Annotated in this window: 19 protein-coding genes; 2 read left to right on the top strand and 17 right to left on the bottom strand. The window is 41.3% G+C overall.

What is annotated here, in order from left to right; genetic code table 11:
- Positions 1-7: 7 nt before the first annotated feature.
- The 12 genes from MTF66_RS04495 to yceD all read right to left on the bottom strand — a co-directional run bounded on the left by MTF66_RS04495 (position 8) and on the right by yceD (position 9,058).
- Positions 8-334, bottom strand: a complete 327-nt coding sequence (locus tag MTF66_RS04495) for a PilZ domain-containing protein (protein WP_054554720.1) — start codon at positions 332-334, stop codon at positions 8-10.
- Positions 335-342: 8 nt separating this feature from the next.
- A complete protein-coding gene (locus MTF66_RS04490; protein WP_248526544.1) occupies positions 343-1,236 on the bottom strand; it encodes a DNA polymerase III subunit in 894 nt (297 codons plus the stop codon).
- Between the two features lies 1 nt (position 1,237).
- Positions 1,238-1,864 (bottom strand): dTMP kinase, encoded by a 627-nt coding sequence (gene tmk, locus MTF66_RS04485; RefSeq protein ID WP_058584898.1) that lies wholly within the window; start codon positions 1,862-1,864, stop codon positions 1,238-1,240.
- An 18-nt stretch (positions 1,865-1,882) separates the two neighbouring features.
- Positions 1,883-2,860 (bottom strand): endolytic transglycosylase MltG, encoded by a 978-nt coding sequence (gene mltG / locus MTF66_RS04480; protein WP_248526543.1) that lies wholly within the window; start codon positions 2,858-2,860, stop codon positions 1,883-1,885.
- Positions 2,857-3,669, bottom strand: coding sequence for an aminodeoxychorismate lyase (gene pabC, locus MTF66_RS04475; protein ID WP_248526542.1), 813 nt, complete (start codon positions 3,667-3,669; stop codon positions 2,857-2,859). Before pabC ends, mltG begins: the two co-directional genes overlap by 4 nt.
- A 57-nt stretch (positions 3,670-3,726) precedes the next feature.
- Positions 3,727-4,965 carry a beta-ketoacyl-ACP synthase II gene (gene fabF / locus MTF66_RS04470; RefSeq protein WP_054554715.1) on the bottom strand — a complete coding sequence of 413 codons (1,239 nt, stop codon included), beginning with the start codon at positions 4,963-4,965 and terminating at the stop codon, positions 3,727-3,729.
- Between the two features lie 117 nt (positions 4,966-5,082).
- The gene (gene acpP / locus MTF66_RS04465; protein ID WP_016707440.1) at positions 5,083-5,319 is read right to left on the bottom strand and encodes an acyl carrier protein; all 237 of its coding nucleotides are present in this window, start codon (positions 5,317-5,319) and stop codon (positions 5,083-5,085) included.
- A 238-nt stretch (positions 5,320-5,557) separates the two neighbouring features.
- A complete protein-coding gene (gene fabG, locus MTF66_RS04460) occupies positions 5,558-6,304 on the bottom strand; it encodes a 3-oxoacyl-ACP reductase FabG (protein ID WP_130051612.1) in 747 nt (248 codons plus the stop codon).
- Between the two features lie 11 nt (positions 6,305-6,315).
- On the bottom strand, positions 6,316-7,242 hold the full coding sequence (fabD, locus tag MTF66_RS04455) for an ACP S-malonyltransferase (RefSeq protein ID WP_058584895.1): 927 nt from the start codon (positions 7,240-7,242) through the stop codon (positions 6,316-6,318).
- Between the two features lie 70 nt (positions 7,243-7,312).
- Positions 7,313-8,341: a phosphate acyltransferase PlsX gene (gene plsX / locus MTF66_RS04450; RefSeq protein ID WP_054554712.1), complete on the bottom strand. Its 1,029-nt coding sequence runs from the start codon at positions 8,339-8,341 to the stop codon at positions 7,313-7,315.
- 11 nt (positions 8,342-8,352) lie between these two features.
- Positions 8,353-8,523: a 50S ribosomal protein L32 gene (rpmF, locus tag MTF66_RS04445; RefSeq protein WP_036967969.1), complete on the bottom strand. Its 171-nt coding sequence runs from the start codon at positions 8,521-8,523 to the stop codon at positions 8,353-8,355.
- Between the two features lie 10 nt (positions 8,524-8,533).
- Positions 8,534-9,058, bottom strand: coding sequence for a 23S rRNA accumulation protein YceD (gene yceD / locus MTF66_RS04440; RefSeq protein WP_054554711.1), 525 nt, complete (start codon positions 9,056-9,058; stop codon positions 8,534-8,536).
- Between the two features lie 141 nt (positions 9,059-9,199).
- Between yceD and MTF66_RS04435 the strand changes: the two genes are divergently transcribed.
- A complete protein-coding gene (locus tag MTF66_RS04435; protein ID WP_248526541.1) occupies positions 9,200-9,796 on the top strand; it encodes a nucleoside triphosphate pyrophosphatase in 597 nt (198 codons plus the stop codon).
- On the opposite strand, the gene MTF66_RS04430 is transcribed toward MTF66_RS04435, so the two are convergent.
- Both MTF66_RS04430 and rluC read right to left on the bottom strand, forming a co-directional pair.
- Positions 9,744-10,436, bottom strand: coding sequence for an HAD family hydrolase (locus MTF66_RS04430; protein ID WP_248526540.1), 693 nt, complete (start codon positions 10,434-10,436; stop codon positions 9,744-9,746). The two genes, MTF66_RS04435 and MTF66_RS04430, sit on opposite strands and share 53 nt — an antisense overlap.
- Positions 10,423-11,391, bottom strand: a complete 969-nt coding sequence (gene rluC, locus MTF66_RS04425; RefSeq protein WP_054561362.1) for a 23S rRNA pseudouridine(955/2504/2580) synthase RluC — start codon at positions 11,389-11,391, stop codon at positions 10,423-10,425. Before rluC ends, MTF66_RS04430 begins: the two co-directional genes overlap by 14 nt.
- Before the next feature lie 619 nt (positions 11,392-12,010).
- On the opposite strand from rluC, the gene rne reads away from it, so the two are divergent.
- On the top strand, positions 12,011-15,244 hold the full coding sequence (rne, locus tag MTF66_RS04420; RefSeq protein WP_248526539.1) for a ribonuclease E: 3,234 nt from the start codon (positions 12,011-12,013) through the stop codon (positions 15,242-15,244).
- A 59-nt stretch (positions 15,245-15,303) separates the two neighbouring features.
- Here the strand turns inward: rne and MTF66_RS04415 are convergent, their stop codons facing one another.
- From MTF66_RS04415 to MTF66_RS04405, 3 genes are all read right to left on the bottom strand, one after another.
- Positions 15,304-16,170, bottom strand: coding sequence for a PhzF family phenazine biosynthesis protein (locus tag MTF66_RS04415; protein ID WP_248526538.1), 867 nt, complete (start codon positions 16,168-16,170; stop codon positions 15,304-15,306).
- Positions 16,170-16,682: a GNAT family N-acetyltransferase gene (locus MTF66_RS04410; RefSeq protein WP_248526537.1), complete on the bottom strand. Its 513-nt coding sequence runs from the start codon at positions 16,680-16,682 to the stop codon at positions 16,170-16,172. Before MTF66_RS04410 ends, MTF66_RS04415 begins: the two co-directional genes overlap by 1 nt.
- Before the next feature lie 234 nt (positions 16,683-16,916).
- A complete protein-coding gene (locus MTF66_RS04405; RefSeq protein WP_248526536.1) occupies positions 16,917-17,645 on the bottom strand; it encodes a hypothetical protein in 729 nt (242 codons plus the stop codon).
- Positions 17,646-17,701 lie beyond the last annotated feature (56 nt).

Genomic DNA, 17,701 nt, shown 5'->3' with positions numbered 1-17,701 from the left:
ACTTTTATTACATGGTATAGGTCGGATTGCCGGAGTTTAACATAGTACCGAGTAGTTTTTCGATTTTCGCATTCAAATTGGTTTTATCATCGATAAAATTAACACCGATACCTGGTGGGTTTGAGCTTTGTGCACCTTGCGGTGTGATCCAAGCAACTTTACCCGTTACTACATCATCTTCTAGTGCATCTGGTAATGTGACCTTTAAAGCCAGTGAATGACCCATTTCAAAGCGCATATTAGTGCGAACAAACAAACCACCATTTTTTAGATAAGGCATGTAACAGCGATATAATTCTTCTAAGTCTTCAATATCTACTAATAATTCTTGCACGATACTTCCTAATTTTGGCTTTCACGTAAAGTAAACGCTAATTGTGAAATGGCTAGTTCCATATTCAAGCCAAGCACATGTGAGTTATTATAAAGAAACTCTGAAATTGCAGTTTGTGCTTTCTGATAATTGAAAAAGTCCATTCCTAACATTAATTGCGTTTTAAGATGCTCTGTTAAGAACAAAGCAAATACATTAACCAAGCTATGATCTTTATTAAGGATGTCGACTAACGCACTGAAATTATGGCTGTCTTTTATCTCAGTTGCAAATTTATAAAGAGAATCGACTGCTTCAAGTTGGTTGTCATTTTGCCACTGCTGAACAAGTAAAGGTTGCCTAGCGAACAACTCTAACCATGAATAATTAGCAATGCTTAATGATGCTAACCATTTTTTCGTATATTCAGGGTTAACCTTTATTTCGTGTACGGCACAGCGACTTAAAATTGTTGCAGGTAATATTGCTGTTTGTTCGCACGTTAACAATAAATAACGGCGCAAACTTGGCTCTTCAAGGGTTTTTAATAAAGCATTAGCAGCTGCAGTGGTCATTTTGTGACACTGTTCAAGCACAACTACTTTGTTACCATTTTGCGCTGCTGAATGGTTGATAAAATCACTGATCTCACGAATTTCATCAACGCCTATTGTTTGGCCTTCCACCTTTACAACGCGTTTATCAGGGTGAGTACCCGCTTGATTAAGTTGACAGCTTTTACAATTACCGCAGGCTTTTAAGTTTACAGGTGAGGCACAAAGTAAGCCATCGGCGAGCGAATCGACTAAACCTTGTTTGCCAACACCTTTATCACCATTAAATAGCTGGGCATGATGAAAGCGTTGCTGTGCAAAACTTTGCGCTAGTTGCTGATAAAGCCCTTCAAGCCACGGCAAAGGCATATTAATTTAAACCTGCAAAAAAGTTATCAAGCACGGTTGTGATTGCCGCATGTACTTCAGGCATTGTTTGGTTTGCATCCACTGTTTTGATACTGCTATCAGTTTTAGCTATTTCAAGGTAGCGTGTGCGAGTGCGCTCAAAAAAGCCTAATGCTTCTTGTTCGATACGATCAAGTTCACCACGGCCTTTTGCACGAGCAAGCCCAACTGCAGGGTCAATGTCTAAATAAATGGTTAAATCAGGTTTTAAACCATTTAGCACCATATCAGCTAAAAAAGAGAGTTTAGTCTGTTCAATACCACGACCACCACCTTGATATGCTTGTGATGAAAGATCATGGCGATCACCTAAAACCCAAGTGCCCTTTTCAAGTGCCGGATTAATAACATTAGCAACCAATTGCGAGCGTGCTGCATACATGATTAATAGCTCTGTTTCACCCGTCACTGTTTCTTGGTGAGCCTGTTTTACGATATTACGCAGCTCTTCAGCCATAGCTGTACCGCCAGGCTCACGTACATTAATAAAATCGACTTGCTTGTTTTCTAAATAAGCTTGGCATACGGCAATGGCCGTTGATTTTCCGGCCCCTTCTAGGCCTTCAATCACTATAAATTTCGCTGTCATATGACTCAATTCTGGTTGTTAGTTTAATTGGTACTGCTTTACCGCACGATTATGTTCTTGCAATGTTTTCGAAAATTGATGGCTGCCATCCCCTTTCGCAACAAAATACACATATTCAGACTCAGGTGGATTAACCGCGGCCAAAATTGCAGCCTTCGAAGGCATGGCGATGGGTGTTGGCGGCAAGCCTTTTATCTTATACGTGTTATACGGAGTATAGGTTGTTAAATCTTTTCGTTTTATATCACCATCAAAATCAGCACCAATGCCATAAATAACCGTTGGATCGGTTTGTAAGCGCATATTCGTTTTTAAACGATTGGTAAATACCGCAGAAATTAATGGTCGCTCAGAAGCAAGGCCCGTTTCTTTTTCGATGATAGAAGCCAGTATTAACGCTTCATACGGTGAACTTAATACTAAATCTGGCGCTCTAGTTTGCCATGCGGTGTCTAATTCCTGCTGCATTTTGTTGTATGCGCGTTTTAATAAGCCGCTGGCACTATCTTCGCTATGGTAGTGATAGGTATCAGGGAACAACCAGCCTTCTAAATTCTCTTGCGAGTTACTTATCTGCGTCGCTAAATTTTCTGTATCTAAGTCTTGGCTTAAATGCGCTTGCTTTTGAATATTAGCAACAACGTCTCGAAGTGGCTGACCTTCAATAATTGTGAAGCTAAAGCTTACTTGTGCACCTTGATTGATACGACGAATATTATCAATAACAGCGCTTGTGTCCAGCTCATAAAGACCCGCTTTTAAATCAGTAAGCGTAGGATCTAATTTAGCAAGTACCTGAAATTTAAAACAGCTATCAACCCACTGCTTTGTTTGCCATGCTTGGCAAAGCTGATTAAAGCCAGTGCCACGTTCTACTTTAAATAAAGTACTGTTTTCAACCTTTAACGGCATTTTTAATGCTGATTGAAGCTGTTGATAGCCAATACCACAACATAGCAATGCTAATAACAGCACGCTAACAATGACTTTTATCACACACTCTCCTTGGCAAACTGCGCCGTTAATAGCGCTTTACTGCATTCAATATCAAACTGTGTATCAGCAATCCGTGCAACGGGAACCACGCCCATTAAACTGTTACACATAAATACGGCATCCATAGCTAAAAGCTCACCTAGTTGGATTGCTTTAAATTCAATGGCTAACTTATCACATAAAGCGCTGAGATAAACCCCAGTGATACCGCAGCGGTCTAACTTAGGTGACATAACTTGACTGTCTTTAATAGCAAAAATATTTGCAGCAGAGCATTCAATCACATTGTTATCATAATCAAGAACAACAACCTCTTCACATTCAAGGCTGCTCATTTGCTTTTTGATAAGTACTTGCTCTAAACGGTTCAATGTTTTTAAGCCTGCAAGTAAAGGTTGATGTGCAAGTTTCACGTCGCTGATTTCAAGGTTTACACCCTGCTGCTGCCAACTTTTATAATGTGAAACCGCAGGCATGATACTGATCAGCACTTGGATACTTGGTTTGTCTGGTAAGCCATAACCACGCCCACCTGCACCTCGGGTGATAACTATTTTTAAAATACCGGTTTGTGTATCACTGATTGCGTGATTTACTTCATGCTCAATTGCAGTTAAATCTAATTCGGGGAAAAATAGTCTTTGCGCGCATTCTTCTAAACGCGCTTTGTGTAAATCCCAGTGCTTAACGACAGAATTCACCACAGAGGCTGTGGTAAAAAAGCCGTCACCATAATTTAAGCCACGATCTTGCGTGCTTATTGTGGTGTCTGGTGTGATTATTTTTATTGTTTGTTTTAATTTACTCATACAAAAAAGCCCAGTTAAACAACTGGGCTCTTCTTTTTAGTCCGTTGTTAAAAAGAATTATACCTTTTTAAACAGCAACGAGCCATTAGTACCACCAAAACCAAATGAATTACATAGTGCGTAATCCAATTTAGCGTCACGTGCAGTGTGCGGTACGTAGTCTAAATCACAGCCTTCATCTGGGTTATCAAGGTTGATTGTAGGGCTTACTTTCTGGTCAACAAGTGACAAGATAGTAATGATCGACTCTACCGAGCCTGCTGCACCTAACAAGTGACCCATCATTGATTTAGATGAACTTACCATCACATCTTTCGCTGCATCGCCAAAAATAGTTTTAACAGCTGATGTTTCGGCTTTATCGCCTGCATTCGTCGATGTACCGTGAGCATTAATGTAGCCAACTTGGTCTGCATTAACTTGTGCATCGTTTAGGGCATTTTCCATCGCTAGAGCTGCGCCTGCACCGTCTTCAGGTGGAGACGTCATGTGATATGCATCACCACTCATACCAAAACCAACGAGTTCAGCGTAGATTTTCGCGCCACGTGCTTTAGCATGCTCATATTCTTCAAGTACGATAACACCAGCACCATCAGCAAGAACAAAACCATCACGGTCTTTATCCCAAGGACGAGATGCTGCTTGTGGATCGTCGTTACGAGTTGATAATGCACGTGCTGCATTAAAGCCACCCATACCAATTGGTGTCGATGCCTTTTCAGCACCACCGGCTACCATTGCATCTGCATCGCCGTATGCAATCATACGCGCAGCATGACCAATATTATGTAGACCTGTAGTACAGGCTGTAACGATTGAAATATTAGGGCCACGTAAACCGTGCATAATCGATAAATGACCAGAAATCATATTGATAATGGTCGAAGGCACGTAGAACGGAGAAAGCTTACGCGGGCCGCTATTTAATAATTTAATGTGGTTTTCTTCAATTAAAGTTAAACCACCGATGCCAGAACCCACTGCTACACCAACACGAGTGGCGTTTTCTTCAGTGATCTCTAGACCAGAATCTTGTAGTGCTTGTACACCCGCTGCAATGCCATATTGGATAAACAAATCCATTTTCTTTGCATCTTTCGGTGACATGTAAGCTGATGCATCAAAGTCATTCAGCAAACCTGCGAATTTGGTGCCGAAACTTGAGGTATCGAAATGCGTGATAGTTTGAATACCACTTTTACCGTTTAACAAACCTTGCCAAGTAGATTCAACATCATTACCTAGCGGTGTCAACATTCCTAAGCCAGTTACGACGACTCGACGTTTAGCCACGGGTTGCCTCCAATAAGGAAATTATTTTAGGTGGGGTGTATACCAAATTTATTAGTATCATTCTATAGATAGACTAAGGGCAGCTTGAAGCTGCCCTTAAAATCAAAATGCGTAAAATTACTCAGCGTGAGCTGTAACGTAATCGATTGCAGCTTGAACTGTAGTGATCTTTTCAGCTTCTTCGTCTGGGATCTCAGTGTCGAACTCTTCTTCTAGAGCCATTACTAGTTCTACAGTGTCAAGTGAATCAGCACCTAAGTCGTCAACGAAAGAAGCTTCATGTTTTACTTCTTCTTCTTTAACACCTAGTTGCTCAATGATAATTTTCTTTACGCGTTCTTGGATGTCGCTCATTCTTCTTTCCTTTATTAAAAACGCCAATGCGTTATTTTCAGATTGCGGCGTAGTTTACGCCGCATAATTCTGTGATTCAAGGATTTGCTGATAATTACTTATCTGGTCAAACCTCTCGAATAGTATTTGTTCATTTATCGCTTATTTTAATAGCGAATTCAAGTATGTTTAAAGCAAGATCACAAAAAATTCAACAATTTTCGATAATCTTTCGTTAGCAAATTTTTGCTAACTTTCATTAAACCATGTACATCGCGCCATTTACGTGCAATGTTTCGCCTGATACATACGCAGCAGCGTCAGATGCTAAATAACATACCGCAGCAGCGATTTCGTCAGGTTGGCCTAAACGCCCTGCAGGTACATTTGCAAGCGTAGCTGCTTTTTGGTCTTCAGTCAGTTCGTCTGTCATATCTGTTTGGATAAAACCAGGTGCAACAACGTTCACTGTGATACCACGTGATGCAACTTCGCGTGCTAATGACTTAGTAAAACCAATTACACCCGCTTTCGCTGCAGCATAGTTAGCTTGACCCGCATTACCCATAGTGCCCACTACAGAACCGATATTAATGATACGGCCATTTTTCTTTTTCATCATAGGGCGTAAAACAGCCTTAGATAAACGGAAAATTGAGCTTAGGTTAGTATCGATGATGTCATCCCACTCACCGTCTTTCATACGCATTAATAAGTTATCGCGAGTAATACCTGCATTGTTAACTAATACGTCGATATCGCCTAAATCAGCCTTGATCGCAGCAAGTGTCGCCTCTATCGATTCAGGATCTGTAACGTTAAGGGCATAACCTTTACCGTTGTCACCTAGGTATTCACTGATTTTAGCAGCACCTGATTCGCTTGTAGCAGTACCCGCTACTTTTGCACCTTGTGCAACTAGCGTATTTGCAATCGCTTTACCAATACCACGGCTTGCACCAGTGATTAGGACAACCTTGCCCTCAAGAGAAAATAAATTTGTCATTCTATTCCTACTTATTTCGCTTCATCAATAGCAGCTTGCGTATTAACCGCACCACATACCATTGCTTTATCAATTCGTTTAGCAAGACCCGTTAGTACTTTACCTGGGCCAAACTCATAGCTTTGAGTGATACCTTGCGCAACTAATGCTTGTACAGTTTCAGTCCAGCGTACTGGGCTGTAAAGTTGGCGTACTAATGCATCTTTAATTGCTTCACTTGATTGCTCTGCTTTTACATCAACGTTGTTGATTACATCACACTTAGGTGTATTAAATGTTAAAGCAGCTAAATCAGCAGCTAATTTTTCAGCAGCTGGTTTCATTAGTTCACAGTGAGAAGGTACGCTTACTGCAAGTGGTAAAGCACGTTTAGCACCTGCTTCTTTACATGCTTCTGATGCACGCTCAACTGCCGCTTTGTGACCGGCAATAACAACCTGACCTGGTGAGTTGTAGTTTACTGGTGAAACAACTTCACCATTTGCTGATGCTTCACACGCTGTTTTGATTTCGTCGTCACCTAAGCCGATGATTGCAGCCATAGAACCAACACCCGCAGGTACTGCTTCTTGCATATATAAACCACGATTTTCTACTAGTTTAACGGCTTCGCTTAAGCTTACAACGCCAGCACAAACTAATGCTGAGTACTCGCCTAAACTGTGACCAGCCATAACAACATCGGCATCAGGGTTTGCGTCTAACCATTGACGGTAAATAGCAACACTAGCAGTAAGAAGTGCTGGTTGTGTACGATGGGTTTGATTTAATTCTTCTTCTGGACCATTTAGTACAAGTGCAGCTAGATCATAGCCAAGAGCTTCAGATGCTTCAGCGAATGTTGCTTTAGCAATTTGTGAATCAGCTAATAGTTCAGATAACATGCCCACAGTTTGTGAGCCTTGACCTGGAAATACGAGTGCAATTTTATGTGCCATACTTTGCTCTTATAATTAAACAAAAAAATATTCTGTAGCAGGCAGCATAACAAGTTTTAGATATGCTGCACTACTTTGTTGTTGGATGTGTTTGCTCAAAAATCGCAGCGATTTTTTCAGGGAGTTGGCGTTCGACTTCCCGCGCGGCTTCATCAATAGCAGCATGAAACGCCTTTGGTGAGGCATTGCCATGGCTTTTAACAACAATACCGCGCAATCCTACCAGACTTGCGCCGTTATACTGGTCGGGGTTCACCCGCTTGTAGAGTTTTTTTATCACTGGACGCAATAAAAACGCTAAACTTTTGTATAAGAAATGTTTGTGTAAGGCTTTGGTGAGTTTATGCATGATCAGTTTGGCAATACCTTCACAGGTTTTTAATGCCACATTACCTACAAATCCTTCGCACACAATAACATCAGCTTTTCCGCTGAAAATATCACTACCTTCACTGTAACCTGTGTAGTTGAGATATTCACACTGCTGCATTAACTGTGCAGCTTGTTTTATTCCTTCATGCCCTTTGATGTCTTCAGAGCCAATATTCAATAAACTAACTCTTGGGTTATCACACCCAAGTGCCTGCCCTGCTACCACAGAACCCATAATGCCAAATTGATAAAGGGTTTGTGCGTCACAATGCACATTAGCGCCTAAATCAAGTAAATAAACAGGGTTTTTACGTTCGGTTGGAACAGCAGAGATTAATGCAGGACGTTTTACGCCTGGAAGCATCTTTAATACATAATGCGCCATAAAAAATAAAGCGCCTGTATTACCAGAGCTAACACACGCTTGCGCTTCACCCGATTTAACTAAATCGAGGGCAACTCGCATTGATGAATCTTTTTTAGAACGAACCGCTGAAGCAGGTTCACACGCATTTGTGACGACTTCGCTACAATGGCGAATAATTAAACGAGGGTGTGAAACAGAATCGAGTGCTTCGAGTTCTTTTAGAATAACTTGCTGATTACCACATAAGATGAGTCTTAAGTTGGTATTAGCATTTACCGCTTGCACGGCAGCGGGGATAGATGAACGGGGGCCGTAATCGCCCCCCATCATATCTAACGCTATGGTTAGATTGGTCAGCATATAGCAATCTCTTAGTTAGAAATTACTTTAACGCCTTTGTAGTAACCGTCAGCAGTTACGTGGTGACGACGGTGAGTCTCACCAGAAACTTGATCTACAGTTAAAGTTGGACCACTGATCGCATCGTGTGAACGGCGCATGCCGCGTCTTGCACGAGACTTTTTGCTTTTTTGTACAGCCATTAGTCTTCTCCTAAGAATCTTTCTTAAGTTGTTTCAAAATATCAAATGGATTTGGTTTGTCATCTTTTGCTGCTAATTTACCAAAGCTAGTAGGCTCTGATGAATAACTGCATGAAGCTTCGTTGTGTGTAGGCACTATTGGAATAGCTAAAATCAGTTCGTCTTCGATTAACTCAAATACGTTGATTTCACCGTTTTCGTCCAGCTCTACTTCATCGTAACCTTCAGGTAGATGATCTGACTCTGCATCCAAACCAATTGGCGAATACACAAAGTCTTGTTCCAAATCCAACCCTAATTCTCCATTACAGCGTTGACAAGTTACAGTTACATGTGTTGATAAGTTACCACTTATTACCACTAAACCTTGCTCGTCAATTTTGCAATGAATCTTTACCGCTATTTCACCTGCTTCCTCCTGCACAACTTGCTCTAAACGAGAAAGTTTTTCAAGCGGGACAATACCGTCATACGTTAAACGATGTTGAGCTGCTTTGCTGGGATGAAGAGTGATGGGAATTTTCACCTTTTGCATAGGGGCTGCATCATATAGATAGTTAGTAAGTTAGTCAAAGTAAAAAACCAATTTTGGTAGGTTTTTAACGATCTTCTGCTTTGTTTTCGGATTCATTGTGGCTTATCCTTGGCAAAATACAATTTTCATCCAGAATTTATTATGAAACCAACACTTATATTAGCGTCAAGCTCACCATTTAGACAGCAATTATTAACTAAGTTTAACTTACCTTTTCAAAGTTTTTCTCCAGATATTGATGAGTCCCCTATCGCAGCTGAAACACCAGAGCAATTAGTGGCTCGTTTAAGCGAGCAAAAAGCCCGAGTTGCCAAACAACATTTTAGTGACGGTTTGGTGATCGGCTCTGACCAAGTTGCGGTATTCAACGATACAATTTTAGGTAAACCTCATACTAAAGAGAATGCCATTAAGCAGCTATCATCGTTTAGTGGCCATACAGTGACCTTTTTAACGGGTTTAAGTGTATTTGATATACAAAGCGATAAAGCAATTACCACCGTGGTGCCATTTGATGTGACATTTAAAAGCCTTACACATGAGCAGATCAATGCTTATTGCGATGCTGAGCAGCCATACAACTGTGCAGGCAGCTTTAAAAGTGAAGGATTAGGCATCTGTTTATTTGAAAAGCTCAGTGGCGATGACCCTAATACATTGATAGGCCTGCCACTGATCACATTAACTAAAGTGCTGGCTGAGTTTGGTGTTGACGTGTTAACGCTGCAAGGGGCGTAGTTAAAACCTGCAAAAGTTGTTGGTATGAATCAACAACACATAACGGCGTATGTTGTTGCAACTGCGCCGGGCTATGGGCACCAAAACTCACTCCAATACAAGCAATACCTGCAGCATTAGCCATTGCCATATCCAGTTGACTGTCGCCAATCATCACAGCATCACCTTTTGCTATGCCCTGCTCGTGCAATATTTGCTCAAGCATATCTGGAGATGGTTTAGACTCAGCATCATCTGAGCATTTTACATTCAAAAAGTACTGACCAAGACCTGACTCATTAAGAAGCCTATCGATACCTTCACGTCCTTTACCGGTAGCAACAGCCAATTGTATACCTGCATCACTTAACTGCTTCAAAACGGATTCTACATCTTTAAATAAAGGTGTAGGTGTTACATCTAACTCACGGTACTGTGCTTTATAACCTGCAACGAGTTCGTCGTTTAAATGTAAATGCGCCGGAAAAAGTACTTCAGTGGCTTTTGCCAGCGACAAACCAATAACGTCTTTTGCTTGTTGCTCTGTTGGAACAGGAATACCTAAGTCTCGCGCAGTATTTCGCAGGCAGGTAACAATTTTTGGCACAGAGTCCATCACTGTGCCATCCCAATCAAAAATAACCAGCTTAAACTTGTTCATTATCGGCACGTAGCTTTTTGATACAGTTTTGAAGTGCATTATCGAGTGGTGCTTCAACATGCATAGTTGTTTCGTTTTTAGGATGCATAAAACGTAAATCATGAGCGTGTAAAAACAAACGGTTTAAACCAGTCAGCTTATTCACGTATTGATCAAACTCTGCAACACCGTATTTATCATCACACGCAATTGGGTGACCTTTACATTGCGTATGCACACGAATTTGGTGAGTACGGCCAGTCACTGGCGACGCTTGCACTAATGAGCACTCAGCATATCGCTCAAGCACACGAAAACGCGTATGAGATGGTTTACCTTCGGTATTATCAACACGCACCACACGCTCACCAGACTTCAAGGTGTTTTTACGAAGTCCTTCGGTAACGTTTTTCGTTTTAGAATCCCATTGACCATCAACTAATGCCCAATAGTTTTTCTCCATGGTTTTTTCACGTAACTGTTTATGTAAATCAGTTAACACTGAACGACGTTTAGAAATAAGCAAGCAACCTGATGTGTCACGGTCTAGGCGGTGTACAAGCTCTAAACTACGCTCTTCAGGGCGAAGTACGCGAAGTGCTTCAATTAAGCCATAACTTAGGCCACTGCCACCATGCACAGCCATACCCGAAGGCTTGTTGATCACCATTAAATACTTGTCTTCAAACAAAATGGCGTCTTCAAGTTGTTTTACTTTATCGAGTTTCTTTGGCACAAACTCTTCTTTTTCGGCCACTTTTATAGGTGGAATACGAACCACATCATTTAGTTGTAGTTTGTAGACAGGTTTTATGCGTTTTTTATTTACTCGCACTTCGCCTTTACGAAGGATTTTATAAACTGCACTTTTAGGCACACCTTTTAGGTGGGTAATAAGAAAGTTATCAATACGTTGACCTAGATGGTCTTCACCTATGGTAACAAACGAAACTTGTAAGCCGGTTTTTTCTGACATTGCCTAATCACTGATTTAAGTAAATAATTTAGTTGCTAACGCGACGGTAATAGTGGGATAATCACCGTCGCGAACATAAAGTTTGCAAGTAACAACGGTGCTTTTATCACATTAATACATTCGTGAAGCATATTCTGGGTTGCCGATCATACAGATCCGCGCTAAGTTTTCCAAAGCTTTTATAATTACCCAGCCAACACGAGCGTTCAATTATCGGCGATGCGCGTAATATATTGCCTGAATAATTTGAGCACGAATGTTGATTAATGAACATAAAAAGCAATTGAACAAGATAAATTGACTGATAGTGACGACGTAGCAACGTCATTCAGAAGCAGCTGTTGTAGCAAGACATTGAATAAAAATTTGAACATGGTCGACTTCGGGACAAAACTCGTACATTAAAACCGCAGAATTGGCGGCAGTTTTGACACCTATAAGAATTTAATAACGTGAGAACATGTTATTGTCAGCCACACTTAGTGATGCTCAATGTAAGCAAACAACTTCAGGTTTTGACTTTACCCAGTCGTGAGACTGCACAAAAACAACCGTCAGAAACCACTGAACAGACGAGTTTATATCGTCATGTCAGCGACAGAATTAGTAGAGTAACAATATGAAACGTATGCTAATCAATGCGACGCAGCAAGAAGAAATGCGCGTTGCACTGGTTGATGGCCAGCGCCTGTATGATTTAGACATAGAGAGCCCAGGTCACGAACAAAAAAAAGCAAATATTTACAAGGGTAAAATTACCCGTATCGAACCGTCACTAGAAGCTGCCTTTGTTGATTATGGCGCTGAGAGACACGGTTTCCTTCCTCTTAAAGAAATAGCTCGCACCTACTTCCCACAAGGCTATACATTCCAAGGTCGTCCAAATATCCGTGACGTGATCAAAGAAGGCCAAGAAGTCATTGTGCAAGTTGATAAAGAAGAGCGTGGCCAAAAAGGCGCTGCGTTAACGACTTTTATCAGCGTTGCAGGTAGCTATTTAGTACTTATGCCTAACAACCCTCGTGCCGGTGGTATTTCTCGCCGTATCGAAGGGGATGAGCGTACTGAACTTAAAGAAGCACTAAGCCGTTTAGAACTACCTAAAGGCATGGGCTTAATTGTTCGTACTGCAGGTGTTGGTAAATCATTTGAAGAACTAGAGTACGACTTAAAAGCACTATTAGTGCATTGGCAAGCGATTCAGCAAGCTGCTGATAGCGGCCCTGCTCCGTTCTTAATTCACCAAGAAAGTAACGTAATTTTCCGCGCAATCCGTGACTATTTACGTCGTGATATTGGTGAAATTTTAATTGATAAAGCACGTGTATTTGAAGAAGCGAAAGCGCATATTGAGCGTTTCCGTCCTGACTTCATGAGCCGCGTTAAGCTTTATCAGGGCGATGTACCACTATTCACCCACTACCAAATTGAAAGCCAAATTGAGTCAGCTTTCCAACGTGAAGTTCGCTTACCATCAGGTGGTTCAATTGTAATTGACCCAACTGAAGCGCTTACGTCTATCGATATCAACTCATCTAAAGCCACTAAAGGCGGTGATATCGAAGAAACAGCACTTAATACCAACTTAGAAGCTGCAGACGAAATTGCCCGTCAATTACGTTTACGTGACTTAGGTGGTCTTATTGTTATCGACTTCATCGATATGACACCTCCACGACACCAACGCGAAGTAGAGAATCGTCTAAAAGACGCAGCTCGCCCTGACCGTGCCCGTGTACAGATTGGTAAGATCTCACGCTTTGGTCTGCTTGAAATGTCGCGTCAGCGCTTACGCCCTTCATTAGGTGAAGCAAGCCAAGGTCCATGTCCTCGTTGTAATGGTCAAGGTACGATTCGTTCTAACGAATCAATTGCACTGTCTATCCTTCGTTTAATCGAAGAAGAAGCAATCAAAGACAACACATCACAAGTAAATGCACAAGTGCCTGTGGCTGTTGCCGCTTACCTATTAAACGAAAAACGTCGTAGTGTTCAACGCATCGAAAAGCGCCATAACGTTGATGTTGTGATCATTCCTAATCAACACATGGAAACGCCACATTACGAAGTAGTTCGCTTACGTAAAGACGAAACAATCGAAACAGTAAGCTACGAGCAAGTTGTTGCTCCTGAGCCAGAAGCATTTGAAATGGCTAAAGCGCCTTCAGCACCAGTTCGTGAAGAGCCGGTTCTTAAAGGTGTTGTTATGCCTACTACACCTGCACCTCAAGCTGCACCAAAAGCTGAGCAAACGACTCCTGCGGCTAAAAAGTCAGAAGGTGGATTATTTGCTGCACTTGGTAAGTTCTTCAAGTCGTTATTCAGCAATGCCGAAGAAGAAGCTGAAAAAGAGCAAGAAGAGAAAAAAGCAGCACAAAGACGTAGCAATAATCGTCGCAACAACGACAACCGTCGTCGTAGCAACAACCAACGCCGTCGCAACTCTCGTAATAAACGTCCTGACGATGCACAAGCTAAAGAAGAAAACACAAATACTTCAAATAAGCCTGAGCAAAAAGAAGGTAACGAGAATCGCAACAAACGTCGTCGTAATTCTAACAACAGAAAACGTAATGAAAAACGTAATGATGATGTAGAACAAAAGAATAAAGACACTGCACCAGAGACGAAATCTGAGCAACCAAAGGAAACTAAACCTAAGGTTCGTCGTCAACGTCGCAACTTACGCAAAAAAGTTCGCGTAACAGATGAAAGCGCAGATGAAGCAAAAGCAGTACAAACGACTGAAACAACTGAGCAAGCACCTAAAGCTGAAAAACCAGCTAAGCCTGCAAAAGAAAAAGTAGCAGTTGAAACTGAACAAGCAGAACAGCCAGTTGCTGAAAAGCAAGTACCTGCAGAACCAGTAAAAGCTGACGCTGAGCCTAAACAAGCAGAGCAAACTGAATCGGTAGTTGAATCATCAACTGATGAAGAACAAGCTCAACCTCGTACACGCTCTCGTCGTTCACCTCGTCATTTACGTGCAGCTGGTCAACGTCGCCGTCGCCCTGAGCACGATGAAAAATCAACTGATGAGAAAGCTGATGCGCCAGCATTTATTCCTGTTGCCGATCAAGCTGCTGCTGAATATGAAGCTGAGCTAAAAGCGAAACAAGCTCAAACTGAAGAACCAGTTCAAGCTGAAGAGCCAGTTCAAGCTGAAGAGCCAGTTAAAACTGAAGAACCAGTGAAAACTGAAGAGCCAGTTAAAACTGAAGAACCAGTTAAAACTGAGGAACCAGTGAAAACTGAGGAACCAGTTAAAACTGAAGAACCAGTGAAAACTGAAGAGCCAGTGAAAACTGAAGAACCAGTTAAAACTGAAGAGCCAGTGCAAGCTGAAGAACCAGTTAAAGCTGAAGAACCAGTTAAAGCTGAAGAACCAGTTAAAGCTGAAGAGCCAGTGAAAGCTGAAGAACCAGTTAAAGCTGAGGAACCAGTGAAAGCTGAAGAGCCAGTGAAAGCTGAGGAACCAGTTAAAACTGAGGAACCAGTTAAAACTGAAGAGCCAGTTAAAACTGAAGAGCCAGTTAAAACTGAAGAACCAGTGAAAGCTGAAGAGCCAGTGAAAGCTGAAGAGCCAGTGAAAGCTGAGGAGCCAGTGAAAGCTGAAGAACCAGTTAAAGCTGAAGAACCTGCTAAAAATGAAAAAACTGTTTTAGTAAAAGGTTCAGCAAGCGCTGCAATGGCAAAACCTACGCCAGTTGCAGATAGTGAGCCAGAGCCAACACCAGCAGCTATGGCCCATGACAAGCGTACAGCTATTCCAGATAGCGGCCTTCGAGCAGGTTCAATTAAACCTGCTGGTAGAGCCCGTGCTGATATGGCAAAAACCTTAGCGGCTGATTAATTTAGTCGCTTAATAAAAAAGCCGCGTTATATAACGCGGCTTTTTTGTATGTAATGCTTTTAAATAACAACCTGTTGAGTACCTAGGTGATTGGCATAGCCACCTACAAGAACCTTATAAACACCCTGCTCATCCGAATAAACACTGGCAGAAATATGTGAACTGCACCCCATTGCTCGGCCTTGTTCAAACTTGAAATGGTTTTCTTGCTGTACAAATACGTGTTTTGATAAGTAGCATGCAAGCGCACCACTTGCGCTACCGGTTGCTGACTCTTCGGGTATACCAACCAAAGGCGCAAAGTTACGACAACTTGCGGTCAGCTCACTTTGCTCTTCACATAATTCAAAGGCATGCACACCTATCACGTTATGTTGTTGGCAGAACTCACTAAGCGCTGCCTCATCAATGACAATTTGACCTAAGTAGCCATTCGGTACAGCGACTATAATATCTGGCAATCCTGTAGTTATTACATCGATTGGCAAGCCTGTTTCTACCAGAGTCGTTTCATCAAGCCCTAATAAGCCTGCAATGTCGTCATAAGCAAAATTACCTAAGTATTTTGGCAAGGCTTGCTCCATGGTAACTTGACCGTCTTCGGCAATTGTTACGCCTAACAAGCCCGCTTTTGTTCGCTGAGTGTAATAACCAGGTTTTAATAACCCTTGTTCGAAGAGCGTAGCAAACACCGCTAGGGTTGCGTGGCCACAAAAATCAACTTCTTCAGTTGTCGTAAAAAATGACACAGCAAAGTCAACTTCATGATCTTGCGCCACAAATGCGGTTTCTGAAAAGCCAATTTCTTTTGCAACCGTCAGTTTTTCTGCGTTTGTGAGTTTATCTGCATTCAACACAACCCCTGCTGGGTTGCCGCCTGTATTATTTGCACTAAACGAGTTAACTAAAAATGCGGTTATTGTCATTATAGTTTGCCTTGGTTTAAATTAAATTCATAAAACAACATGCCATTTTCCTTAGATGCTTGCTCTTCAAAAGCCAATTTTTTTAAAAGTTTAATTGATGGTGTATTTGATTCATCAACACCTGCGATGAGTTTATGCCAGTGTGACTTAGTACCAGCGAGGTTTATAAATCCCTGCAATAACTCGAATGCAAGGCCCTGCCCCCAGTACTGCTCAGCTAATAAATAACCTATGTGAGCATCATGGCTTTCGGTATATATAAATAAAAGCCCAACAACTTCTTGATGTTGAGATTGCACCATTAATAAGCTGCACTCGTTTAGCATGTTAGCCAACCACTTTTCTGCAGCAGCTATAGAATCAATACCTTGAAAATAACCTGGTAAATTAGCAACTACAGCGGGGGTTAATATCGCCGGCAAGGCAATCGTTAATTGATGATGCTCAACCATTGACGAGCTTGCGTCTATTTCAATCACATTTAATCTTTTCGTAGTGAAAGATAAATTCATTTTTCATCACCCAGAAAAGCATTAGTTAAGCCATTTATTTGAAACAATTAAGATTGCAACACTAACGCTTATTACAGCAAATAAAAGACCTATAAGCAGTTGCTGATATGCAATGAAGATCGAAAATCCAATAGCGGCACCGATACAAAAAAGTAGTCCAGTATTAGCTTTGTTACGTTTTATCATGGTCGTGTCCCTCAACTGTTAGCTCATCCTTGATGTTTATTCTAATTTTTACTGTTTCGGTAAGTCAGGGTCGAGTTTCCCGCCTTCGTTGATATATGTGCTGTCTTTTATCAATTCCGACAAGTACCCGGCATAGCCTTTTAACTCAGGATCAGTCACCAATTTCAATGATGTTTCCAAATCGTCTAAGTAATCTACATTTTTATTTTGCTCTGCAAACTGTTTTGAGTAGTTAGTCGCCAGATAAAGATATTCAAGTCGTTTATATCCATCTAAATCTCCATTTAGGGCATGTTGAATATCTTTAAATGCTCTAGCTCGATAATTATTTGCCTTATCAAGGTTCCCTAAAGACTGCTGCCAACGAGCAAGGATTCTTAGTAACTTATTTTTAAAAAATTCATCTTTTTCGCGAAGTGCGTAAGTTTGCTCGAGCAAAGCTAATTTTTGCTCTAGAGTTGGCTTCGAAATGTGTTGAGACGAAAGAAATTCCGATATTCTCTCAATTTCTACAGGTTTAAGTTCGTCAAAATCACCAATTAAAGCTATAAAACCCGATGTTTCGCAAAACCAAATGCCATTACTATCCGTATGTGGCCAAAACACCTGGTCATATTTTGATGGCCAACTGTAAATATAACCACCATAGCTTGCAGGCTCAGCAACCTTGCATTTTGCATCCTTAACTATTGGGTCATCTACTTCTAACTCTCCCCACGTTGTTGAGTTAGCAAAAGACGATAAAACCAAAAAAGCCACCGATAACTGTTTTTTCATAAAAACTCCCTTATAAACACCTTTAAAAATTAGATTTGTTGTTACATCTTCACGAT

The organism is Pseudoalteromonas sp. 2CM39R (assembly GCF_023161845.1).
The sequence above is the reverse complement of the archived record's forward strand: the minus strand, read 5'-3'. Positions and strand labels throughout refer to the sequence as shown.